At 46.7% G+C, this 22,055-nt stretch carries 23 protein-coding genes; 7 read left to right on the plus strand and 16 right to left on the minus strand.

Features of this window, described 5'->3' with window-relative positions; all coding sequences use genetic code 11:
• The gene (locus ACYVGR_RS20520) at positions 1-1,194 is read right to left on the minus strand and encodes a tyrosine-type recombinase/integrase (protein ID WP_460960113.1); all 1,194 of its coding nucleotides are present in this window, start codon (positions 1,192-1,194) and stop codon (positions 1-3) included.
• Positions 1,195-1,405: 211 nt separating this feature from the next.
• On the opposite strand from ACYVGR_RS20520, the gene rpsU reads away from it, so the two are divergent.
• From rpsU to ACYVGR_RS20540, 4 genes are all read left to right on the plus strand, one after another.
• Positions 1,406-1,603, plus strand: a complete 198-nt coding sequence (gene rpsU / locus ACYVGR_RS20525) for a 30S ribosomal protein S21 (protein ID WP_093830837.1) — start codon at positions 1,406-1,408, stop codon at positions 1,601-1,603.
• Between the two features lie 253 nt (positions 1,604-1,856).
• Positions 1,857-2,762 (plus strand): tyrosine-type recombinase/integrase, encoded by a 906-nt coding sequence (locus ACYVGR_RS20530; RefSeq protein ID WP_460960116.1) that lies wholly within the window; start codon positions 1,857-1,859, stop codon positions 2,760-2,762.
• Positions 2,763-2,801: 39 nt separating this feature from the next.
• Complete coding sequence (locus ACYVGR_RS20535; RefSeq protein ID WP_460960118.1) at positions 2,802-3,767, plus strand: methylenetetrahydrofolate reductase; 966 nt, start codon at positions 2,802-2,804, stop codon at positions 3,765-3,767.
• Positions 3,768-3,949: 182 nt separating this feature from the next.
• Entirely contained in the window at positions 3,950-4,504 is a 555-nt protein-coding gene (locus tag ACYVGR_RS20540; RefSeq protein WP_460960120.1) for a DUF7010 family protein, read from the plus strand.
• A 170-nt stretch (positions 4,505-4,674) separates the two neighbouring features.
• Here the strand turns inward: ACYVGR_RS20540 and ACYVGR_RS20545 are convergent, their stop codons facing one another.
• The 4 genes from ACYVGR_RS20545 to ACYVGR_RS20560 all read right to left on the minus strand — a co-directional run bounded on the left by ACYVGR_RS20545 (position 4,675) and on the right by ACYVGR_RS20560 (position 11,091).
• Positions 4,675-6,636 carry a beta strand repeat-containing protein gene (locus tag ACYVGR_RS20545; RefSeq protein ID WP_460960122.1) on the minus strand — a complete coding sequence of 654 codons (1,962 nt, stop codon included), beginning with the start codon at positions 6,634-6,636 and terminating at the stop codon, positions 4,675-4,677.
• A gap of 861 nt (positions 6,637-7,497) precedes the next feature.
• Entirely contained in the window at positions 7,498-8,235 is a 738-nt protein-coding gene (locus tag ACYVGR_RS20550) for an SDR family oxidoreductase (RefSeq protein WP_460960124.1), read from the minus strand.
• Between the two features lie 69 nt (positions 8,236-8,304).
• Complete coding sequence (locus ACYVGR_RS20555) at positions 8,305-9,195, minus strand: helix-turn-helix domain-containing protein (protein WP_460960126.1); 891 nt, start codon at positions 9,193-9,195, stop codon at positions 8,305-8,307.
• An 84-nt stretch (positions 9,196-9,279) separates the two neighbouring features.
• On the minus strand, positions 9,280-11,091 hold the full coding sequence (locus tag ACYVGR_RS20560; RefSeq protein WP_460960128.1) for an SGNH/GDSL hydrolase family protein: 1,812 nt from the start codon (positions 11,089-11,091) through the stop codon (positions 9,280-9,282).
• 200 nt (positions 11,092-11,291) lie between these two features.
• Between ACYVGR_RS20560 and ACYVGR_RS20565 the strand changes: the two genes are divergently transcribed.
• A complete protein-coding gene (locus ACYVGR_RS20565) occupies positions 11,292-11,966 on the plus strand; it encodes an EboA domain-containing protein (protein WP_460960130.1) in 675 nt (224 codons plus the stop codon).
• A gap of 102 nt (positions 11,967-12,068) precedes the next feature.
• Here the strand turns inward: ACYVGR_RS20565 and ACYVGR_RS20570 are convergent, their stop codons facing one another.
• Positions 12,069-12,722: a hypothetical protein gene (locus ACYVGR_RS20570; RefSeq protein WP_460960132.1), complete on the minus strand. Its 654-nt coding sequence runs from the start codon at positions 12,720-12,722 to the stop codon at positions 12,069-12,071.
• A 6-nt stretch (positions 12,723-12,728) separates the two neighbouring features.
• Positions 12,729-13,397, minus strand: a complete 669-nt coding sequence (locus ACYVGR_RS20575; protein WP_460960134.1) for a DUF4136 domain-containing protein — start codon at positions 13,395-13,397, stop codon at positions 12,729-12,731.
• A 165-nt stretch (positions 13,398-13,562) separates the two neighbouring features.
• Here ACYVGR_RS20575 and ACYVGR_RS20580 point away from each other — a divergent pair, with 165 nt between their 5' ends.
• The gene (locus ACYVGR_RS20580; protein ID WP_460960136.1) at positions 13,563-14,495 is read left to right on the plus strand and encodes a TatD family hydrolase; all 933 of its coding nucleotides are present in this window, start codon (positions 13,563-13,565) and stop codon (positions 14,493-14,495) included.
• Between the two features lie 87 nt (positions 14,496-14,582).
• Entirely contained in the window at positions 14,583-15,458 is an 876-nt protein-coding gene (gene eboC / locus ACYVGR_RS20585; RefSeq protein WP_460960138.1) for a UbiA-like protein EboC, read from the plus strand.
• An 85-nt stretch (positions 15,459-15,543) separates the two neighbouring features.
• On the opposite strand, the gene ACYVGR_RS20590 is transcribed toward eboC, so the two are convergent.
• From ACYVGR_RS20590 to sufC, 9 genes are all read right to left on the minus strand, one after another.
• Positions 15,544-15,975, minus strand: a complete 432-nt coding sequence (locus ACYVGR_RS20590; RefSeq protein ID WP_182460267.1) for a BrxA/BrxB family bacilliredoxin — start codon at positions 15,973-15,975, stop codon at positions 15,544-15,546.
• 107 nt (positions 15,976-16,082) lie between these two features.
• Positions 16,083-16,394 carry a DUF59 domain-containing protein gene (locus tag ACYVGR_RS20595; RefSeq protein ID WP_162387681.1) on the minus strand — a complete coding sequence of 104 codons (312 nt, stop codon included), beginning with the start codon at positions 16,392-16,394 and terminating at the stop codon, positions 16,083-16,085.
• A gap of 68 nt (positions 16,395-16,462) precedes the next feature.
• Positions 16,463-16,891, minus strand: a complete 429-nt coding sequence (locus ACYVGR_RS20600) for a SufE family protein (RefSeq protein ID WP_460960141.1) — start codon at positions 16,889-16,891, stop codon at positions 16,463-16,465.
• 2 nt (positions 16,892-16,893) lie between these two features.
• A complete protein-coding gene (locus tag ACYVGR_RS20605; protein ID WP_460960143.1) occupies positions 16,894-17,175 on the minus strand; it encodes a type II toxin-antitoxin system RelE/ParE family toxin in 282 nt (93 codons plus the stop codon).
• Positions 17,172-17,393, minus strand: a complete 222-nt coding sequence (locus ACYVGR_RS20610; protein ID WP_460960145.1) for a hypothetical protein — start codon at positions 17,391-17,393, stop codon at positions 17,172-17,174. The genes ACYVGR_RS20605 and ACYVGR_RS20610 overlap by 4 nt, the downstream gene beginning before the upstream one ends.
• Positions 17,394-17,411: 18 nt before the next feature.
• The gene (locus tag ACYVGR_RS20615; RefSeq protein ID WP_460960147.1) at positions 17,412-18,650 is read right to left on the minus strand and encodes a SufS family cysteine desulfurase; all 1,239 of its coding nucleotides are present in this window, start codon (positions 18,648-18,650) and stop codon (positions 17,412-17,414) included.
• 91 nt (positions 18,651-18,741) lie between these two features.
• Positions 18,742-19,674: an esterase-like activity of phytase family protein gene (locus tag ACYVGR_RS20620; RefSeq protein WP_460960149.1), complete on the minus strand. Its 933-nt coding sequence runs from the start codon at positions 19,672-19,674 to the stop codon at positions 18,742-18,744.
• Positions 19,675-19,765: 91 nt separating this feature from the next.
• Positions 19,766-21,091, minus strand: a complete 1,326-nt coding sequence (sufD, locus tag ACYVGR_RS20625) for a Fe-S cluster assembly protein SufD (RefSeq protein ID WP_460960151.1) — start codon at positions 21,089-21,091, stop codon at positions 19,766-19,768.
• Positions 21,092-21,179: 88 nt separating this feature from the next.
• Entirely contained in the window at positions 21,180-21,929 is a 750-nt protein-coding gene (sufC, locus tag ACYVGR_RS20630) for a Fe-S cluster assembly ATPase SufC (protein ID WP_460960153.1), read from the minus strand.
• Between the last annotated feature and the right edge of the window lie 126 nt (positions 21,930-22,055).

Here is a 22,055-nt window from a genome sequence, read left to right on the forward strand (position 1 = left end):
CTATTTTCCTTCTTTCCATTCACCTGCTATTCGCCTTATTGAGAATTTACGGTACTTTTTCACTTGACTGGTTGTCGTATGTCCTAGCATACCAGCTAAATTCTCATCACTCATTTTCATGTTATTACTACAGTCATCGGCAAATGTGTCTCGCGCCATGCCGAACGTGATTTTTTTAGTTATGTCTACCGATTTGGCCGCTTTGCGAAGCTGTTTGGTTAGGGCTTCATAATTTGTAAAAGGCAATCGGTCTAATCCGCCATATTTCGCAACTAGTAAGGATGCCTTTGCATGATAGGGGATATATGCAGCTTCCTCTGTTTTTTGCCGTAGAACATACAGGTAGTCAATCTCATCTGTATCTATCTGTAAAGCGTCGGGAGTGATATTTTTTCCATCCACAAAGTGCAAGCCCGTATAACGTAAGAATAGAAAACAGTCTACGGCTCTTTGCTGTGGATCGGGGAAAGTTGCTGATTCTAATTTTTTACATTCTGAGGCAGATAAAGGTTGTGGTTTTGGGGCAAGGGCGGGTTTGATTTTGTAGTAAAGTGCTGGTGCTTTGGTAATTAATTCGTTCGCCATTGCAAAGCGAAGGATTTGCTTAATGTAGCCAATACCAAGATTTATTGATTTTTGCTTGAGTGGTTTTATTGAGCGATTTGCAAAGTATGTTTCATAACCTTGTAGCCATGTTGCGTTAATCTGTTCGGGATTCTCCGAAACCTTATTATTCTTTAAGTAATCGTTTAAGTAGGCTAAATACGTCCTATATGTCTCAAATGTGCCCTCACTTAGTTTCTTACCTTTTCGATTTCGGCCAAATTTTTCTTGGTATTCAGTATGCTGCTTGGCGATTTTAGCTAATGATATAGGGCCGCTTTGTTCGCGAAGCCATTCGACTCTAATGGCTTCGGCAGTAACGTCTTGCCTGGTTGCCTTTAGGTTATTTTTTATCTCTATAAGTGTATTTTTTACTGAGATAAGTTCTTCGTTTAGAGCTGGTGCTGTTGGCCCAACAATCAGTTGTTTCTTGCTATCCCAATCGGATTTTATAACCTGAATCCCTGTAGATAGTGGTTGTGAGCGGATTTTGTTAATTGTGACGGTGAAATAGATAATGCCCTGTTGGCTTGTTGTTTGCTTGGTTTGTTGCTTACGAAACCAAAATCTAGTTCTCATTTTAATGAACATTTTGTCACTGGGTTTTAAGTGAACCCATGTGACGTTTGCGTAAATAATGTAGATAAAACAGTAAGCAAAACGATGGCGTTGAGTATAAACGACTTACGTTTTTGCTTGTAACTTCCTGTTTGCCTGCTTATTTGCTACGCCTAAATTTGGACGGCCCGATCAAATCTATTACCTTTGCGACCCGGTTTTTAGCTAAAACACAATATTTACAATGCTTATCATTAACGTAAAAGACAACGAGTCGATTGACAAGGCCCTGAAACGCTTCAAAAAGAAGTTCGAAAAGACGGGTGTGTTACGGCAGTTGCGCTCGCGGACAGCTTTCCAGAAACCATCGGTAAAGCGTCGCACAGAGATTATTAAGGCTACGTACAAAGAAAGAATGTACGGCAACCACACCGAGCAATAGGATTTTAATCCGCCGGTGGTGCGTAGTTGGCCGAAATAATTCGTTGAATGCGCAGTCAGCGATAGTAACAGTCAACTAAGACATAAAAGCAGCAAGCAGGGATGTTTGCTGCTTTTTTATGACCAATTGTCTGAACCGGGATTTTAACAAGATTAAAAAGATTCTCAAGATAGAACTAGTGACTAGATACTGTAAATTCTGAAAATCTTTTTAATCTTGTTAAAATCCCGGTTCAGACAATCAGAGTAATCAAATGAATCAGCTAAATCCCGGTTCAGACTTCCTCCAACACATTCGTTACGAAAAACGGCTGAGCCATCATACGCTTACGGCTTATGCGAACGACCTGGAGCAGTTTACTTTATTTCTGGCGACGGAATGTAATGTCGATCAGCCGGAACGGGCTGATTTTCGGCATATTCGGTCGTGGATTGTGAGTCTGGTTGAGGCCGACATAGACAAGTCGTCGGTGAATCGGAAAATTGCCACGTTACGGAGTTTTTACAGTTTTCTAGTTCGTCGGAAGGTGATTGAGTTAGACCCGATGACGAAGATTCAAGCGCTGAAAGCTAGTAAACGGTTGCCGCAATATGTCGAAGAAAAGCCAATGGAGATGCTGCTCAACGACATCGAATTCCCCGATACGTTTGAAGGCATCCGCGACAAACTCGTACTCGAACTACTCTACGGCACCGGCATTCGATTGAGCGAGCTAACGAGCCTGAAAACCGCTGATGTGAATCTTTACGACAAAACCATTCTGGTACTGGGGAAACGCAACAAGCACCGAATTATCCCGCTAACTCAACCCTTGTTTGAGCTTATACAGCAATATAATCAGTTGAAAGAAAAGGAGTTTTCGGGTCTGGCCGATCAAACCGTTTTGATTGTCAGTGATAAAGGTGTGCCTGCTTACCCGGTTCTGATTCAGCGAATTGTGAAGCGGAATCTTGCGCTAGTTACCACGCTGGAAAAGAAAAGCCCGCACGTATTGCGACACTCGTTTGCCACGCATCTACTCAATCGGGGCGCTGATTTGAACGCCATCAAAGATTTATTGGGGCATAGCAGTCTGGCGGCCACTCAGGTTTATACGCATACCAGTCTCGAACAACTCAAGAAAACCTACGATCAAGCGCATCCGAAGGCCAAAAAATAAAGAAAATCATTTCCTGAATTCCTGGTTTACTTACCTTTTATGTTCCTAGAAAAGATCAAATCTGCCGAGTCAGGCGTGTTACTTTACGGCATCACTCCCCCAAAAGTTGGCACTACGCCGGAACGTGTTGCTGAGATTGCCCAAAAAACAATTGAACGATTGACTACCCTCGATATCGATGCACTCGTAGTGTATGATGTACAGGATGAGTCGGCCCGGACAAAAGAAGAAAGGCCTTTCCCATTTTTAAATGCGCTTGATCCGCTTGATTTTGCCTCTACACACCTAGGCTCGTTAAACATCCCAAAAATAATCTACCGACCTGCCGGAAAATTTTCTCCTGTAGAGCTATCGGATTGGCTGGAAGAACTGCACCGTCAGAGCTTCTATCCTGTTTTTGTTGGTGTACCAGCACCAGATTTTCCGGTAAAAACTAGCCTGCCAGAAGCTTACAAAATCTGGAGCAAACATCAGGATACATCCGTTATCGGTGCCGTTACCATCCCTGAGCGGCATAACCTGCTGAAGGATGAGGATGTCAGGATACTGGATAAAATGAGCAGTGGGGTATCGTATTTTATTTCACAATGTATTTTCAATCTTGACTACGCGAAGCAGGTAATTGAAGACCTGGTAATCAGTTGTAAAGAAAAGAATATCGCTCCTCCAACGGTTATTTTTACAATTACTGCCTGTGGCTCGGCTAAAACGCTCCAGTTTATGGAATGGCTGGGTATTCATGTGCCGGATGAATTGAAGGAAGAACTTAAAAAGTCGGACGATATTCTTGAGAAATCGGTAAAGATATGCCTTGATATTGCCTCCGAGCTGACCACATTTTGCATGGAAAGCTCCATTCCTTTCGGCTTCAATATCGAAAGCGTGGCCATTCGCAAAGCTGAGATCGAAGCGTCTATCAGCATAGCAGACGGGATAGGCCAGATGCTGAAAGACAAAGGCGTCAGGAAAGGGGCGAAAGATTACGAAGTGCAGGTTGTGAAATAGACTCTTCTGTCTGGCATACTCTCAGCAAATGGTTTTCCGGGTAGGTAGGCAAACACAAGGTACCATCGTTACGGTGATAAATCACCTCTCATAACCCCTATCTGCCGCTAAGCCTGTTCCGGTTGTAGGATGCGAAGTCATTGAATTGTTTTGGCTCCTCTAATCTGAATATACTTTTAGCCATGCAGCACAATCACCCAATGGATTCAATAACAGCAGCGCAAACGAACATGAGAAGCGAGTACCGTAATGGCGCTACTGGGGTACTTGTTTCAGGAATTGTTTGGCTCACAACGGCCGGTGTCATCGACAACTTTTCTACGAAACACGGTATCTGGGCACTCCTTATTGGTGGTGCCCTCATTTATCCTGTAAGCACGCTGCTCCATAAAATGATGGGTGTTACTGCCGCTTCTAACAACAACCCGTTGACTGGCCTGGCTATGGAAGGAACCGTTTTTATGCTGATGACGATTCCCCTTGCGTATGGCCTCTCGCTACTGCGGTCAGAGTGGTTTTTTCAAGGCATGTTATTCATCATCGGTGGCCGGTACTTAACGTTTCACACCCTATATGGCAACAAATTATTCTGGGTATTAGGGGGATTATTAGGCGTATCGGCTTATGGCTTATTTGCTACAAACACCCACTCGTTGGGCACTACGCTGGTAGGCGGATGCATCGAAGTATGTTTCAGCCTTATTCTTTTTCGAGATGTGAGGTTGGCGAAGCCCTGAATTCGACGCTGTAAGACTACCCTTTGTCAGCCGATGCATTAACCTTTTTGTGAAATTATTTCACTTATTCTGAAGAGCTGCTGCTTTTCCAATTTAGATTCTATAGATTTTTTGGATTCTATTGCCATTGATTATCAGTCCAATAGGATCAAAAGGAGCTATAGGGTCATCTAGAATCTATTTTGCTTGAGAACTAGTTTCATGAGTCTCTTTAGCTCGTCAATCTCCCGTTGTTGCTTTTTGTTTTCAGCGTCTAACTGCTGATCTTTTTGACGAAGCCGTTGATTCGTTTTCTCTAACTCAATACTATACAACGTCAACTCTTCAATCTTCTCTAATAAGGTGGCATTCATCTTCACCAGGTCAACGCCTTCTCTGGCAACCTGTTCGGCTGAGGGCACACCCGGCAAATGCTGATTAGCCTGAACGAAGGTAGCCAGAGAAGACAGAGGCTGAAGTTGATAGGATGAGCTAAATACCTTATCGCTCCATTCAGAAGGATTGGTGATGTGCAGTTGATAGCGGGCTTTAACGATTTCGCCTTGTTCATTGACCGTTAGAAACTGGTCGGTTGTGCGACTGGCCGGGCTGGCCGTAGTCAGATTGGTTAGGGTTAATCCGCTGGTGTTGGGTAGTCCACTAACGACTTCCAAGCGATTGGTGGGTGCCGATGTACCAATGCCTACGTTGACCTGATTTCCTAAAATCAAGGCGTTACTGGCCGCTACCCGGCTATGGGCCCCGATGGCAATGGCATTCTGCAGCCCATCTTCGGCTTGGCTGTTGTAGCCCATCAAGACGTTGTCGTCACTGGTCGTAATGGCCGTACCTGAGTTTGGACCAATAATAATGTTGTTGCTGCCAGTATTATTATTAAATCCAGCCTGATAGCCCACAAACGTATTGTTATTGCCTGTAGTGGTATTACCCCCACTTGAAGCACCCATGAATGTGTTGTTGATACCTGTATTATTGCTATACCCTGTACTACTACCTACAAACGTATTGTAACTTCCTCTCCCATTGCTATAGCCAGCCTGACCACCCAGAAATGTATTGCTGGCCCCGGTAGTGTTGCCGATGCCAGCCGTGGAACCGGTAAACGTGTTGAGTGAACCGGTCGTATTTGAATAACCGGCCTGATTGCCATTAAAGGTATTATCCGAACCTGTCGAGTTATAGTAACCCGCCTGACTTCCGCCAAATGTATTGGCACTGCCTGTGGTGTTGGCATAGCCAGACCGATTACCCATAAACGTATTTTGGGCGCCGGATGAATTGGTATAGCCTGCCAGGGAACCGATCATTACATTCTCGGATACGGTGTTGTTATAACCCGCTGAGTCGCCGATCATGACGTTATGATGACCTGCGGCATTGCCATACAAGGTTTTGACCCCCATAGCAATATTGGCGTAGCCAGACGTATTGCTGTAACCGGCAAAGTACCCTGTGAAGCTATTCGCTCCACCTGTTTTATTATTGTAGCCTGCCTGGTTACCCTGAAAGGTATTATTCAACCCCGTCGTAGTTGCATAGCCTGATCGATAGCCAATCATCACATTGCCACTCGTTGTCGCGAAATACCCCGCCGAATCGCCGATAAATACATTATTACTACCCGTACTATTGGTTAGGCCTGCTTTGTAGCCAATCATCACATTACGGGCCCCCGTTGTCAGGCCAGCGCCAGCCGTGCTTCCCAGCACGACATTAAATCCACCGGAGACGATGACTCCACCGGATAAGTAGCCCATAAAGACGTTGTGACTAGCCGACGAGGGATTATCTGTGCCGCCACCACTCCCTACGATTGTATTATAGGACCCCGTTCCATTCCTATTACCAGCGGCCCCGCCCAAAAACGTATTGTTGGAACCAGTCGTATTTAAAAAACCAGCATTCACTCCTAAAAACGTATTGCTTTCCCCACTGTTATTGTTTTTCCCCGCCTGAAAGCCAAAGAAGGCATTAGCCGTACCGGTTGTGATCGAATTACCCGCTGCACTACCCACAAGTGTATTGTAATTAGCGGGCGTAGAGGAGTTGGCCGTATTGGCGACATAATTTGTTTGCGCCCATGAGGCAGATATACTTAGTGAGAGCGCGGCTAGTAAAGGCGGTGTTTTCATTCAGTTGCAGAAGTAAGTCAGCCTGACTGCGGTTAATATGCAACCCGCTAACGATGTCAGGCCAGAAACAGGGCAATGTTATCGATTCCGCAACTGAATGTCAATCGGATAAACATATGAGGCAGAGCCTACCTCCTTAAATTGGCTAGTACTCATTTAGTTTAGTTTCTATCGTTTCTTTGGCTTCTATTTCTCAGATAACCAGGGCTACTTAACTAGAAAGAATCGATAGAATCCCCTAGAATCTATGGTGCCACAGCACGAGTTCACCGTTGCTTTAGCTGTTTGAGCGACTAACTGACTTAGAATGAAACAAGACACGCAGAAGAAATAATCTGCGCGTACTGTTGAGGCTGTTTATGCAACCTTGGATAACGCCAAAAGAGAAGTTGTTTGCATATTTGGCCGGGCGTTTGGCTGTAGCATAATTCTGTTACAGCAGCTCCCTGAATGCTTTGGTTACCAGATCGACTCGTGGCAGTTTGTCGGACGATTTAGTTTGTTCCAAATAGTACGAAAGAATCAAGGCAACCAGGGCATTGCAGGTATCTTTCAGTAAGAAGGGATGCTACTTCTAATGGCTTTGCCGGAGCAAGGTCTTCCAACCATTTCAGAAGTCATGTATTGACGGGGATGGATTTTGTTTTTTAGCCGTTGATTTTGAGTTGCTGCACCTGTTTAAATTTGCCTCGAAAAGCCATTTTTGTCATTCCTTCTTCGACTACGCGTCTCGGCCGGAATGACAAAATATTCATTTTAAGCTTATTCTAAAAGGTTAAAATGCTTCAATTTAGCCCCTTTGCGGAGCGAGCCCAGGCTATTCGGTGGCTAAGCCAATAGGGAACTAACAAGACGCTTAGCTTACCAAGGGCTTATTCCGGTATCGGGGGCGTTGTCGTCGCTAAAAAACTGGCCTGTTGGGCCATCTGGACCCAGGGTGGCCACCTTTACCAACCGTGCTGCGGCATCAGGTACTGTGCCGGGGCCACTGTGGTGATTGAAATCGGTAGCCGTATAACCCGGATCGACCACGTTGACCTTGAACGGTGTATCGCGCAGTTCATAGGCCAATACAATAGTATAGGCATTGAGGGCCGCTTTGGAGGCTGTGTAGCAAGCTCCTTTTACATGATAGTATTTCCAGCTGGGATCACTATGTAGCGTCAGCGAACCTAAACCAGAGGTGACGTTGACAATTCTCGGTTCCTCAGATGCTTTCAGCAGGTCGATAAACACTTGCGTGGTTTCGATTATCCCAAACAGATTGGTTTCAAACACCTGTTTGAACACGCTGATGTCGGTGTCAAGTGCCGTTTGTGGAAAGCCCCCACTAATACCTGCATTATTAATCAGAACATCCAGCACAGGAGTTTTCTGACCCAGGGTTTTACGCGCAGCTTTTATAGATTCCAGATTGTCAACGTCGATGGCAATAGGCTCGACGCTGTCAAATCCTTCTGACTTTAATTGATCGACTGCCTGCTGGCCTTTTTGCGGATCGCGACTTCCCAGGTATACGTAGTAGCCCGCTTGCAATAACTGCCGGGCCGTTTCGAAACCGATGCTTTTGTTAGCGCCGGTAATTAACACTGTTTTCATTTTTCATCCGTTTGTGATGAGACAAAACTACGGCGTCCTTCACTGGCAGCTGACACACATTCTTCGGTATTACTGGTACATTTCGCGGGTGGACGCCCGATATTGTGCCGGGGTCATGTTCGTCTCTCGTTTAAAGAAGCGGCTGAAGTAGGAAGCATCGGAAAATCCGAGTTCAAAAGCGATTTCCTTTAAGGAATGCTGGGTGTGAAACAGTAGCCGTCTGGCTTCCAGCACCAGCCGTTCATGGATGTGCGTAATGGCGGAGCGACCACTTTGAGTTTTCACCACCTCACTGAGGTAGCCAGCCGACACATGTAGTAAGGACGCATATTCGCTCACCTGGTGCAATTCCCGGAAGTGTTCGTCAATCGTGGCCTGAAAGTTCTTAAGTAATAGTTTATCGATGGCAAATGGATCGTTCTCAAACTGCTCCATATACAGCCGGCTCAGATAAGTTAGTAACACCGTCAGGTAGGCGGTTATCATGCGTTGCTGCCAATCGCCAGGGCGGGTATATTCGGTATACAACTTGTCCAACAGCTCTTCGATGAATTGCACGGCGTCGGTCGACAGGCGTATCTCGTGGGCGTTGTGTGGATTTCGGATCAAGGGCAGTGTGGCGAGGGAAGCGCTCTCCTGTAAGGCCAGAAACTCGGTGGTAAACGCCAGCGCGGTGGCCCACATGGGTTTGGGTTCTTCCTTTACGGTTAACTGGTTTGGGGAGAAGATATAAAACGTGTTATCCCTGGTGATATAGGGGGCCATGTCTACCCAATGACGGCTATTGCCCCGGCGGGCAAACACCAGCAGGTAATAATCTTTGCGGTGTGGAATCAGTAATTCCGACTGATGCGTAAGCATGCCTTCAAAACTGGCCATACTAAACAGTTGGCCTCCCAGTACGGGGTCCTGGGCTAAGGAATAGATCGGTATTGGTTGATCAGGCTGGGTTAAAATCATTCCTAAAACTACATAAATACGGGAAGGTGATTGACTATTGTCGGCTACGGAACTTCGTTGCCGCCGATGTAGGTAAATTCTCAGTTATTTACGCACTTTTGGCGCTGGCTCCGGCGCTTTCAAATAGGGCAATAGTTTGGCTACGAATTGCCGATAGCCTTCGGCGTTTGGATGGAGTCCATCGCTGAAAAAAGACTCGTCAATTTTCCCATCTGGCTTTAGAAATACGGTGCCCGGCTGGATAAACGTAGCATTCACCTCACCCGCTACTTGAGCAATACGCTGATTCAGACTTGCAATACGTGCTTCCATTTGTCGGCGGGGCAGTATACCAATCATCAAAATGGCTGCGTTGGGCTGGCGAGCCTGTATGGCACGGACCAGAAAGCCAAGCCCTTCACTGATCTCGGCGTCGGTGTTATTCTGAAGGTTATTCGTGCCAATCATCAGAACAATCTGCGCTGGCGAATAGCCATCAAGTTCGCCATGATAGACTCGCCACAAAACGTTTTCGATCCGATCCCAGCCGTAGCCCATGTTCTGAACGCCCAATGGCTCCATGCTGGCATTCCAACTGTCAATGCCATTTGCTGGGGTCGATTTGGGCTCACCACCCCAGAAATGCGTGATGGAGTTACCGAAGAAAACGATGCGTGGGGGCTTGCTTTTCAGACGGGCCAGAATATCGTTATGGCGGGTTTCCCAATCGTAATTACGCGCGTCGCGGTATTGCGTAATCGGTTTCATGGTAGAAATTTCGCCAATAGGCTCGTTCAGAATTGGGCGAATGCTGCGTTCGTAAGCATCGGCATACTGCTCCATACCCAGATCAGTTGGGTGCGTACCATCGACCATCGAGTCATTGCTTAAATTGATGGCCGATTTTGGCAAGAGATACAGTTTTTGGATGCCTTCGCTTTTCAACTGGGCAAAGGCTTGTTGCATTAACTCATTTACCTCTGTGTAAAGTTGCCGTCGGGTTGGGTTCAACGATCCCTCTGTGTAGCCCGCATGCTCGACCAAGAGAATAGGCGTTGATGGTTTTCGTTGCCGGAGCGTTTTGACTGATTCAATGATGCGGTTTTTTATCTCGTCGGGTTTAATGCCGACTGTGGCTACCAGATTGGGTAAGCAATCCAACACATATAATTTCGCGTCTATTTCTGGCAACAGATCAACAACTTCCTTTTCCAACCGGCCATTGCCCGAAAAGCCCAGGTTGATGATGGGTCGATCCAGTTTGCGACCTAAAATGGCGGTCCAGGCCATGCCCGGCCGAGATGCACAAGCTCCCTGAGCGATGGATGTTCCATAAATAACGATTGGTTTATCGTTTCGAACAGCTAACGGAGTGAACGTTATGCCTTGAGGTACGCCAATTTCGAGCCAGCTAACAGAATTATAAAGGGGAAGATACAGCCGATATTCGCGTCCTTTCTGGTGGTAAGGATCATTAGGTTCGAGGCCGGTAAATCGGTACTGAATGGTATCACCGAATGTATATTTCCCGGCACACCAAAGCTGGTTACCGTCGCTATTGACGGCGTATAAGTCAACGCCACTAACTCCAGTGGCAGGCATGTGTGGCAAAGCCGTTTGTTTTCCGCTTACGGTGTATCGAACAACAACCTGATCGGTGCTGGCTCTGAATCGGATAAGGAGCCCCGCTGCATTATGAGATAGATTCCAGACTTCCTTCCGAACGCTTTTCTCGGCCTGAGCGGGTAAGCGATCGTAAGGTTTTTGAATCGACTGTCCCGACCAGCCCTGGCCTTCGATAACCGGAAACGTAGCCTGAGCCGGATTCCACCAGACGTACTCTGTAGCCTGTTGAGCAAAAACGGTCAGGTTCGTGAAACAAATGAATGCAACTAAAATGAATATTGTTTTTTTCATAGTCGAATGGTAAAACGGGCTGATCTATATTTTTCGACATGATTTACAAGATGCACAGGATTGATTTCTTTAATGGCCATCCTGTAAATCTTGTAAATCCTGTCGAAGAAAAACTTGTCCTACGACTAAAGCTGAGTATAGTCATCTACTAATGTGTTTTTGATAAGGTAGGGTACTAATTACGCAAGTATTTTTGCATCATGAATATCTCCCAGATGAGCCAAACGCTGTTTTATCTGATTGAACAGCAACCCAATTCTGAAAAAGCGGTAAACTACCTGCGCCAACAGGTAGATGCCTTTCACGCCAATCCGCAGGTTTCGGCGTTCTATCGTGTGTTTACGGCCTTACCTCGTTTTGTCGGGAAACAACAGGTTGAAGTGCCCAAAGACATGGCTTTTGCGTTGGAGCGTGTTCGGACGGGTTTTACCGTTACGGGTTGGACAATGGACCGACTAGCGCGGGTGTGGTGGCTGCTTCAACTTCCGGCCGATGACAAGGACGCGTATCACAATACCATCAGCCAGCTATTTAAAGCGGCTGAGATGAATGAATTAGTCGCACTTTATTCGGCGTTGCCTGTGCTGGCTTATCCCGAATCGTGGAAATTTCAGGCAACAGAAGGTATTCGAAACAACATCGCAGATGTGCAATCGGCGATTATGTTACACAACCCATTTCCAGCCGATTACTTCGATGAACTAGCCTGGAATCAGTTGATTATGAAAGCGTTTTTTACTGATAAAGATGTCACCCAAATTATTGGGCTGAACGAACGCAACAACGCCCGACTCGCCCAAACGCTGGCTGATTTTGCTGCCGAACGCCGAGCTGCCGGGCGAAGTTTGCCGGAGCATATGGAAGAGTTGATGTAAGTCTAATTTACCGTTTTTGGTTTTAGGTTTACGGTGGGCTAGCGCAAGCAGTATTCGTGCGTCAGCCCACCGTAAACCTAAAACCAAAAACGGTAAACTAAGCTAATACCACCGATACACAAGCCCTGCCGACAGCATCAGCGAGGGAGCTGAGTTCTTCAGCAGGTCATAATTGAAAAATACATTCTGATACTGCGCCTGAATTTCGGCACCAAACCCTTGTTCACGTCGGCCATAGTATTTCAAGCCGATGGCAGGGGCAATGGCTCCTTTGAAGCCATTCTTCTGATCGGCGAGTGGGCCGAAATAGTTAGTGTAATCCACAAAAGCACCACCGCCTGCTATTTGTATATAGGGTCGAATAGCGGCTGAGTTCTCCGCGAAGTAATACGAGAGGGAAGCCATAGCCGGAATGACGGACAACGTTCGGGTTTGGACCGCTGAAATCGACTGATCTTCATACTGGTACACCTGCCTTGGGAAACGCTGCTTGGTGTACTGATAGCCCGTTTTTAAACCTATTGAAAATCGTTTCGGAAATAGCCACTCAGCATCCAGCGCCAGGTTAGTTGGCGACACTTTATTAATGTAATCCTGCTGACTGCCCATTGGGAAAGCCACGCCGTACCGGGCCGAAAGATTGAACGTGACGTACCGGTCATAGATGGATGACTCAGGATTATACTCATTTTTATATTGCGCCCAGGCCGACGTTGTCAGGCCAAGCAGCGCAATGACTGCGATGATCCGTTTCATGATGTCTTAGCGGGTTACCTGTAAATAAGGTGATTGGTTAAAAATGGCGGTGGTTGCCAGATCGACGGCTTGCGTATCCGTAACATCTGTTCCCCGGATGGTGGCGTCATAAATGACATTCAACTGCTGTTGCTGACCATTACTGGTGGCGGGCCGGTTTTTTAGATCGACAATCTGAATTTCCCAGTATTGGTCTGTCACCTGATACGTGTAATAGCTGGGATAATAAGGCGAATAACCATAACCCCCGAAACCGCCATATCCCCAATAGTTTGAGTAGTACGAATAGGGGTTTGACGCAATACCCGTGTATTGGTTGTTGACCCGAATAATGGCCACACCCAAATCGGCACTATCACCTTTGGCCACTCGCTGAAACCCACGGCTGGTTAATGCACTAGCCACGTTCGTCACAAAGCGCGTTGAGATGCTGTTCTGCGCCATCGCATAGGCATCATTCGACTCTACGATTACCGAATCGGGCAGGCTGAACGTTTTGTATTGGCCAAAGTTTACGGATTGATCGTAATTCGTGATATAAACGGGGCTATCGGCTGGGCTTAAATCATTGATGGCATTTTCACGGCAGGCAGTAAACCCAATGCCTACCATCAGCAACAGTAGTATCGCCCACGGGCTTCCTTTTCCTGACTTGCGTTGTTGAAGCGTATTCATAATTAAATTTGTTGTCTACCCATAAAACGAATAGACTACTCGGAGGTTTGCAAAAGTTGAATTAAAATGTGGGTAAAAATCATCTGGGATAGGGTTAGATTTTTCAAGAACTTTGCCTGCTTATTACCCGCCGTGTTTACCCAATACGGTTAACCAAGACGTATTATGGATTTTATGGATTCCATTCGGGGCATGTCGTTTTTCGATATGCACGTCCACATGACCTCCCGAACTACTGACGATTATCAGGCTATGGCCGACGCGGGCGTAGTCGCTTTGGTTGAGCCTGCTTTCTGGCTGGGACAACCCCGCACGGGTGTTGATTCATTCCGGGATTATTTCGCTAGCCTGGTTGGCTGGGAGCGATTCCGGGCTTCGCAGTTTGGTATTCGACATTATTGTACTATTGGCCTCAATTCAAAGGAAGCGAATCAGGAAGAACTAGCCGAGCAGGTTATGGAAATCCTGCCGTTGTTCATCTATAAAGAAGGGGTAGTTGGTGTTGGCGAAATTGGTTTCGATGATCAAACAGCTGCCGAGGATAAATACTACCGAGCGCAACTGGATTTGGCGAAAGAAGCCGGTCTGCCGGTTCAAATCCACACTCCCCACCGTGACAAAAAACAGGGTACAACTCGCAGTATGGACATTGCCCTGGAACATGGTCTGGACCCAGGTATGGTGATTGTCGATCATAACAATGAAGAAACGGTGCGCGAAGTGCTTGATCGCGGTTTCTGGGCTGGTTTTACCATTTATCCGTTTACCAAAATGGGGAACGAACGGATGGTTGAGATTGTAAAACAGTACGGACCCGAACGTATTATGATCAACTCAGCCGCCGATTGGGGCATCAGCGATCCACTCGCTGTTCCGAAAACGGCTGCTTTGATGAAACAACGCGGTATTTCGGACGAAGCGATTAAACTGGTAACGTTTACCAATGCGGTAACGGCCTTTGCCCAAAGTGGTCAACTGAGTCTGGAAGAGCTTACTCAACCAATAGGCATCGACCAAAGCCAACGGTACAATGGCAGCTCAATCCTCCGTGGAGGACAGGCACCACGAGTAGACAAGGAATCAACGATAATTAAATAATGGTGAAAGAGCGAAAGAGTGAATGAGCGAAAAGTTACCCCTGATAGTCTTCGCCCATTCACTCTTTCGCTCTTTCGCTCTTGTACCATGCTAAAAGCACTTCTTTCCCTAACTCGCCCGGCCAACCTGGTTACGGCTATTGCCGATGTACTAGCGGGAATAGCTATTGCGGGCTATTTTCTGATCCCTGATTCGTCGCCCGCGCCTGCTGGCTGGCTTTCGCTGGCAACGGTTGGCCTCTATGGGGGAGGAGTCGTTTTTAACGATGTGTTCGATGGCGAATTAGATGCTATCGAACGGCCGGAACGCCCCATACCAAGCGGCATTGTTAGTAAATCGATGGCTATTGGCCTGGGTATTGCCTTACTAATTGTAGGAATTGGCGCTTCGTTTATCGTTAACCAGACGTCGGGTTTTCTAGCTATTGCCATTTCCATTGCATCGCTGGTTTATGACCGTTTCGGGAAACACCATAATTTACTGGGGCCGATTAATATGGGCTTGTGCCGGGGACTGAATTTGCTGTTGGGGGTCAGTATCATGCCCGATCAGGTGCTGCCTTGGGCGTGGGTCGGGCTAGTTCCGATTGCCTATATTGCCGCCATCACCATGATTAGTCGGGGAGAAGTGCATGGCGGTAGCCCGACTACTCTGCGTTTTGCAGGCATTCTGTATGCACTTGTGATTGGTTGTGTAGCCGCGCTGGCCCAACGTCAGCAGCAATTGGGTACAGCCTTACCTTTTCTGGCCTTGTTTGGTTACTATATTTTCCCACCCCTCTGGCGTGCGGTAAAAGAACCCGTTGGCAAAAATATAGGAATGGCCGTAAAGGCAGGCGTCTTATCCCTGATTGTAATGAATGCCGCCTGGGTTGCCGCTTTTGCGAATTTCCCGATGGCTTTTCTGGTATTTTGTTTATTACCGCTGTCGCGATTTCTGGCGAAGGCGTTTGCGGTTACATAAACGTAAAGCGGACATCCTGTCCGCATAGCTCAAACTACTGATTTGTTTTGAACTATGCGGACAGGATGTCCGCTTTACTCACTAATTATGCGTTGGCTGGCGTACAAAACTCTTCCAGCGCCATTTCGAGGTGTTGGGCAATCATCTGTGCCGAACGACCTTCAATGTGGTGCCGCTCAATGAAATGCACTAATTCGCCATCTTTGAAAATACCAATAGCTGGCGATGATGGAGGGTAAGGTAACAGATACTCCCGCATTTTAGCGACCGCATCCAGATCACCACCGGCAAATACAGTCACCATTTTATCGGGCTTCACTGCACTCGCAGCTAAAGCCGCTTTCACGCCCGGACGAGCTGCACCAGCTGCACAACCACATACCGAATTCACGACAACAAGCATAGTGCCTTCGGCATTTTCCATTGTGTTCACCACTGCATCGGCAGTCGTTAATTCTTCGAACCCAACGCTGGTCAGGTCTTCCCGCATTGGGACAAGCAAATGAGGAGGATACATAATTTTATTTACGATTTTTTATTTACGAATTACGATTTTGGGTAGCGGTTGCAATTCCTAAATTACGTTACGAACTACTTCGTAAATCGTAATTCAGAAATCGTAAATCACATAAATCCCAGTTCTAATTTAGCTACTTCCGACATAAGTTCGGTAGAGTAGGGGGGATCGAAGGTCAGTTCAACGCTTACATCGTTGACACCGTCAATAGCCCGTACTTTCTCTTCGATCTCAGCAGGAATAGAGCCTGCCGAAGGGCAAGAAGGCGAGGTCAGCGTCATCAAGATATAGACGTTGTTGACCGGAAATATCTTGATATCGTAAATCAGCCCCAGCTCGTATACATCCACCGGAATCTCGGGGTCATACACACCCTTAAGCGCTAATACAACTTGTTCTTTTAATTCTTCGTCTGTCATTTTCGTTGTCACGTTTTGTCAAGATTGGCCAGAGAGAAACAACCCTTGGCCATACCTGACTATTTTGACTATTCATTACCTGCAGAATAACCTCGACCATAGGCTTTCATTCGTTCAATCATCGAGGCCAGCCCACCAGCCCGCAACGATGTAATCAGGTTGCCCATACCCACTCTTGGAATGAAGTATAAGTCGGCATTGGCAATATCTTCGGGCTTTTCGCCCGATAATACCCGAATAAGCAAGCCAACTAATCCCTTGGAAATCTGAGCGGTTGGTTCGCTATCTCCATAAAAAAATAGCTTACCATCCTTCAACTCAGCATCAACCCATACTTTCGACTGACACCCCATAATCCGGTTTTCATCGTTTTTCTGAGATTCAGGCATGGGCGGGAGCTTCTTGCCTAGATCAATAATATATTGTGTTTTGTCGAGCTGATCGTCAAATAACTCAAACTCGTCAATGATTTCGTCCTGCTTTTCGTTAATGGTCATAATCATAACTTACCTAAGGGTCGGCCCATTGGACGAATGGCAAGTATTTTCAGAGTTTCTTCCTGCGTACTGTAAACTAATCTGTATCTGCCTACAAAGACTTCGCGAATAAATGAAATATAAAAGTCTGGTACCATTCGACCCATTTCTGGGAATTTAGTGATCAGATTTAGCTTCTTCTCTAACTCGTCTGTCCATTCATCAGCTACAGCAATTGATTGATCAAATAGGTACTCGTAAATTTCCCGGACATCTTCTCTGGCCGACTCTTTCCAGGCAATCATACTTTCTTGTTTAGCTCAGCCAACTTCTTCTGTTTTATGTCTTTTAGCTCCTGCATGACCTGATCATGAGTAACTTCAGTTGTTTCCCGTAATCGGCTTTCAATCAATTTTATAAACAGAATACGCTCGATTAAGTCTTCGGAAGATACTTTATCGGGTAATTCATTAAGACTGGCAAGTACCTGATTTTTGTCTAATAAAATTTCGTCAGGAAACATAGTAGTACGATTTAGCAATCACAACATCATTTTCTGAACCCGACGCAAGCCCTGTACCAGCCGGTCAACCTCATCTCTGGTGTTATAAACCGCAAAGGAGGCCCGCGTAGTTCCGGCAATACCCAGTCGTTGCATCAAAGGCATGGTGCAGTGATGGCCCGTCCGAACGGCAATACCTTGCTGGTCTAAAATGACACCAATATCCTGGTGGTGAATACCGTCCAGCACGAAAGAAATAACGCCAATTTTATCTTTGGCCTGCCCGATAATTCGTAATCCGTCCAATTCACTTAACTGCGCCGTTGCGTACTGAAGCAGATCATTTTCGTGAGCGGCAATGTTCTCTTTACCCAAACCTGCCATGTAGTCAAGGGCCGTTTTAACTGCTACCACATCGGCAATGTTAGGCGTACCCGCTTCAAACTTGTAGGGTAGATCGCTGTAAGTTGTTTTGGCGAACGTAACTTCCTTTATCATCTCCCCGCCACCTCGGAAAGGAGGCATGGTGTCTAGAATAGCCTTCTTGCCATACAGAACGCCCATGCCCGTTGGGCCATAAAGTTTATGCGCTGAAAGAACATAGAAATCAGCATCGAGTGCCTGAACATCAAGTTCGAGGTGGGAGCTGGCCTGGGCTCCGTCAATCAGGACAACGGCACCAACTTCGTGGGCTTTATCGATGATGAATTTAACGGGGTTGATCGTACCCAGTGAATTGGAAACGTGCACACAGGAAACGAACTTGGTTTTCTCCGACAGCAGTTTTTCGTATTCATCCAGCAGCAATTCACCCTCGTCATTGATCGGAATGACTTTCAGAATACAGCCTTTTTCTTCACAGAGCATCTGCCAGGGAACAATGTTGGAGTGGTGCTCCATCGTCGAGACAATAATCTCATCGCCTGCTTTCAGGAAGTTTCGCCCGTAACTCTGAGCCACCAGATTAATGCCATCGGTGGTGCCGTAGGTGAAGATGATTTCCTGCCAGTGTTTGGCGTTCAAAAAGGACTGAATTGCCCGACGTGACGCTTCAAAAGCCGCCGTTGCCTGCTCGGCCAAGTGGTGAATACCTCTGTGAATATTGGCATTATAGCCCTCATAATATTGGGTCAAGGCATTAATAACCGGCAGCGGCTTCTGATTAGTAGCCGCATTGTCGAAATAAACCAACGGCCGGCCGTTGATTTCCTGATCAAGTATCGGGAAATCCTGACGAATCCGTTGAATATCAAGGGTATTATCTATGGCTGGTTGCATGGGCTATTCGCGAAGAGGAGAATAAACTAAATACTGACAAAAGAGTCATCCGTAAAACGTAAATCGAGTACGGTTAGGTTCGGTCTGTTGTCTATCGTTTTCGTAAAACAATCACCTGATTTCGTAGCGTTCGATTGACTCGGAAATTATCGTCGGCTATGAGTACCAGCGTTTGGTGCTGTTCGTCGGCCCAGGCCATGGCTTCGAGGTTGCAGACATTACCGGGAAACTGGCGATTAAAATCGAAGGCCAGTTCTTTGGTTAAGGTATGTGTTTGCTCGTTGGGCATGGCTACGTATAAATTAGCCGTAACTCGTTTTTGACTGGCATCGTAGCATCGCTCTAATACCAGTACGCGCTGATCATCAATAGCTAATATTTCCGAAATACCACCTACGCGTTCTTCTCCCTGCGCAAACGAGCAACGATTGATAGGATAGGCAAAGCGTTCGACAACCGGATCGGCAGCGAGTGGATTTGGGTAGCGAAAGAATGTAATAGTATCCTGACTCATGCGGGTTTCGCCTTCCCAACCCGCTTCGGGAACTACCCACAAAGCACCTGTGGAGGTCATGGCCAACCCTTCGAGTCCTTTGTTCGGAGCAGCAAGCGGTATTTTTAGTAAAATTTGACTGGCGCTGTCACGCACGGTTTTTCCATACAGTACCGATGTGACAAACTCATGCTCATCAGTCCAGAAATAAGTGCTGTTTCGGGCGTCGTAGCGGATGCTTTCAAACCAGAACGGGTTTTTCTGTGCCAGCGTCAGGTGTGAGTCATCGCGTAAATCGCGGATGCTTTTGATGTTAGTAAAGACAAAATGCCAGCCACGGTCGCTCACAAAATGCCACTCGCCTGTAGCTGGAACGATCTCAAGACCTGAAATTCCCCGCAGACTATCCCGAACCGGTGGCAGCGTCAGCGAATCACCTTCAAAGGAGAATTGAAAGCCTTGCCCGAATGCGACATCACCCGAGGCACCGCCAAGAGTAAGCCAGCAGGTAAGTACAAGTAGGAATCTCATGGTTTATGTACGATAGGTTAGGAAGCAAATCGGTCAGCCACACAGCAAAAACTGGTTGACTGACCGATTTATTTACAGCCTCACAGGCAAATTACTTCGTTAATTTCTCGGTAACAACCCGCTCCAGGTATTCGCGGATGGGTTGAATTTTGATCTGGCTGATAACGTCCTGCGAGAAGGCGTATAATAATAACGTACGCGCTTCGTCTTTCGGAATACCCCGCGAACGCATGTAGAACAAGGCTTCGTCGTTAAGCTGTCCTGTGGTTGTCCCGTGAGAACATTTAACATCGTCGGCAAAGATTTCCAACTGAGGTTTCGTGTTCATCGAGGCTCCCGGCGACAATACGACGTTCTTGCAAGACTGGTAAGCATTGGTTTTCTGCGCATCGGGACGAACGAAAATCTTACCGTTGAAAACCCCCGTGCTATTGTCGTCCAGAATCCCCTTGTACAGCTCGTTGCTGTACGAATTCGGCATGGCGTGATCAACAAGCGTGTGGTTGTCCACGTGCTGGCGACCATTGGGCATATACAAACCGTACATAAACGCTTCGGCATACTGGCCGTTGAGCACAATGTTCAGGTTGTTTCGAACGAAGTTGCCGTTAAGGGTAATCGTAGCCGAATAAAAGTGGCTATTGTCTTTCTGGTTTACCTGTGTTGTACCGATGTGGTAGGCTTTCTCGGTTTCGTTCTGCACTTTATAAAACTGCATACGAGCATCACGATCGAGCACGATTTCGGTTACTACATTAACAAAGCTTGTTCCTTCGCCGAGGGTCCGATACGATTCGGCCATCATGACTTCTGCGTTTTTACCAACCACAACCAGGTTACGAGGTTGAGACGCCACGTTTTTGGTGCGTGCGTCGGTAATGAAACGAAGGATAATTGGCTGCTCAACGGTTGTATTATCGGGCACACGAATTACTACACCGTCAGTAGCCAGCGCCGTATTCAATGCTGTAAAAGCGTTGTCCTTATACTCGGCGTAATGCGCAAAGTGGGTTCCAATTAACTCCGGTTCACTTTTAATAGCTTCGGCTAAACTGGTAATTTTTACCTGTTCGGCAGGGCTGACAAGGCGAGAAAGTTCAGGATGGTACTGGCCATTGATGAAGTACAATAGATTGCCATCGAGGTTCGGAATTTCGAGCGGGGCCAGATCTTCAGCTGTTACCGTCGCGTTATCGTCGAGGTCAAACGATTGCTTTAATAAACCACTGACACTGGAATATTTCCATTCTTCGTTGCGAGTCGTTGGAAAGCCAAGCTGATCAAATTGCTTCAAAGCCGCCCGGCGGAGTTGATGTAACGGGGCTTTTCGCTCGCCGTTCATGCGCTCCTCGTTGTCCCGGAAAGCCGCCAGCAACTGGTCTTTAAAATCGTTATAGGATGCGTAAGAGGGAGTCATGTATTAATTTACGATTTCTGATGTACGATTTACGAGTTGTGAATTATGACGTACCTGAATTCGTACATCGTAATTCGTAATTCGTAAATCAGACCGCTTCAGCTTTTATCCAGTCGTATCCTTTTTCTTCCAGCTCAAGCGCCAGTTCTTTCGGTCCCGATTTTACAATCCGACCTTTGTATAATACGTGAACAAAATCAGGCACGATATAGTCGAGTAAACGTTGATAGTGAGTTACGACAATTGTAGCCCGTTCTGGTGAACGCAGCTTGTTAACGCCATCAGCCACAATCCGTAACGCATCGATGTCCAGACCCGAATCGGTTTCGTCCAGGATCGCTAATTTCGGTTCGAGCATCGCCATCTGGAAAATTTCGTTCCGCTTTTTCTCTCCACCCGAAAAGCCTTCGTTCAATGAACGACTCAGCAAGGATTGGTCGATGTTAACGAGCTTCATTTTCTCTTTCATCAGCTTCAGAAACTGAACCGCGTCGAGAGGGTCCTGACCGCGATACTTACGAATCTCGTTCAGGGCTGTTTTTAAAAAGTTAGTCGTGCTAACGCCTGGGATTTCTACGGGGTATTGAAAGGCCAGGAAAATACCTTCAGCTGCCCGCTCTTCAGGAGCCATATCCAGTAAATCCTTACCGTCAAATTCTACACTTCCACCCGTTACTGTATAGTCTTCGCGGCCTGCTAAAACAGAAGCCAGCGTGCTCTTGCCTGCTCCATTAGGACCCATTATGGCGTGAACCTCACCGGGGTTGACTTCCAGATTGAGACCTCTTAATATTTCTTTTTCGCCTATTGAGGCCTGTAAATTACTGATGGATAACATAATAAGTTATATCGTGACGGGCAAACAAAGCCGCAAAGTTAACAGATGAAATGGTATCTGATCTGGTAGAGTAACAAAATAGGCCGTTTAAAAGTTGACCACGCCGATTCTTCTTCGCAGATAATG

The organism is Spirosoma litoris (genome assembly GCF_054776755.1).

Excerpts from the sequence above, each read along its gene's own strand:
- ACYVGR_RS20520 (WP_460960113.1), bottom strand. The coding sequence starts at position 1,194 with ATGTTCATTAAAATGAGAACTAGATTTTGGTTTCGTAAGCAACAAACC.
- rpsU (WP_093830837.1), top strand. The coding sequence starts at position 1,406 with ATGCTTATCATTAACGTAAAAGACAACGAGTCGATTGACAAGGCCCTG.
- ACYVGR_RS20530 (WP_460960116.1), top strand. The coding sequence starts at position 1,857 with ATGAATCAGCTAAATCCCGGTTCAGACTTCCTCCAACACATTCGTTAC.
- ACYVGR_RS20535 (WP_460960118.1), top strand. The coding sequence starts at position 2,802 with ATGTTCCTAGAAAAGATCAAATCTGCCGAGTCAGGCGTGTTACTTTAC.
- ACYVGR_RS20540 (WP_460960120.1), top strand. The coding sequence starts at position 3,950 with ATGCAGCACAATCACCCAATGGATTCAATAACAGCAGCGCAAACGAAC.
- ACYVGR_RS20545 (WP_460960122.1), bottom strand. The coding sequence starts at position 6,636 with ATGAAAACACCGCCTTTACTAGCCGCGCTCTCACTAAGTATATCTGCC.
- ACYVGR_RS20550 (WP_460960124.1), bottom strand. The coding sequence starts at position 8,235 with ATGAAAACAGTGTTAATTACCGGCGCTAACAAAAGCATCGGTTTCGAA.
- ACYVGR_RS20555 (WP_460960126.1), bottom strand. The coding sequence starts at position 9,195 with ATGATTTTAACCCAGCCTGATCAACCAATACCGATCTATTCCTTAGCC.
- ACYVGR_RS20560 (WP_460960128.1), bottom strand. The coding sequence starts at position 11,091 with ATGAAAAAAACAATATTCATTTTAGTTGCATTCATTTGTTTCACGAAC.
- ACYVGR_RS20565 (WP_460960130.1), top strand. The coding sequence starts at position 11,292 with ATGAATATCTCCCAGATGAGCCAAACGCTGTTTTATCTGATTGAACAG.
- ACYVGR_RS20570 (WP_460960132.1), bottom strand. The coding sequence starts at position 12,722 with ATGAAACGGATCATCGCAGTCATTGCGCTGCTTGGCCTGACAACGTCG.
- ACYVGR_RS20575 (WP_460960134.1), bottom strand. The coding sequence starts at position 13,397 with ATGAATACGCTTCAACAACGCAAGTCAGGAAAAGGAAGCCCGTGGGCG.
- ACYVGR_RS20580 (WP_460960136.1), top strand. The coding sequence starts at position 13,563 with ATGGATTTTATGGATTCCATTCGGGGCATGTCGTTTTTCGATATGCAC.
- eboC (WP_460960138.1), top strand. The coding sequence starts at position 14,583 with ATGCTAAAAGCACTTCTTTCCCTAACTCGCCCGGCCAACCTGGTTACG.
- ACYVGR_RS20590 (WP_182460267.1), bottom strand. The coding sequence starts at position 15,975 with ATGTATCCTCCTCATTTGCTTGTCCCAATGCGGGAAGACCTGACCAGC.
- ACYVGR_RS20595 (WP_162387681.1), bottom strand. The coding sequence starts at position 16,394 with ATGACAGACGAAGAATTAAAAGAACAAGTTGTATTAGCGCTTAAGGGT.
- ACYVGR_RS20600 (WP_460960141.1), bottom strand. The coding sequence starts at position 16,891 with ATGACCATTAACGAAAAGCAGGACGAAATCATTGACGAGTTTGAGTTA.
- ACYVGR_RS20605 (WP_460960143.1), bottom strand. The coding sequence starts at position 17,175 with ATGATTGCCTGGAAAGAGTCGGCCAGAGAAGATGTCCGGGAAATTTAC.
- ACYVGR_RS20610 (WP_460960145.1), bottom strand. The coding sequence starts at position 17,393 with ATGTTTCCTGACGAAATTTTATTAGACAAAAATCAGGTACTTGCCAGT.
- ACYVGR_RS20615 (WP_460960147.1), bottom strand. The coding sequence starts at position 18,650 with ATGCAACCAGCCATAGATAATACCCTTGATATTCAACGGATTCGTCAG.
- ACYVGR_RS20620 (WP_460960149.1), bottom strand. The coding sequence starts at position 19,674 with ATGAGATTCCTACTTGTACTTACCTGCTGGCTTACTCTTGGCGGTGCC.
- sufD (WP_460960151.1), bottom strand. The coding sequence starts at position 21,091 with ATGACTCCCTCTTACGCATCCTATAACGATTTTAAAGACCAGTTGCTG.
- sufC (WP_460960153.1), bottom strand. The coding sequence starts at position 21,929 with ATGTTATCCATCAGTAATTTACAGGCCTCAATAGGCGAAAAAGAAATA.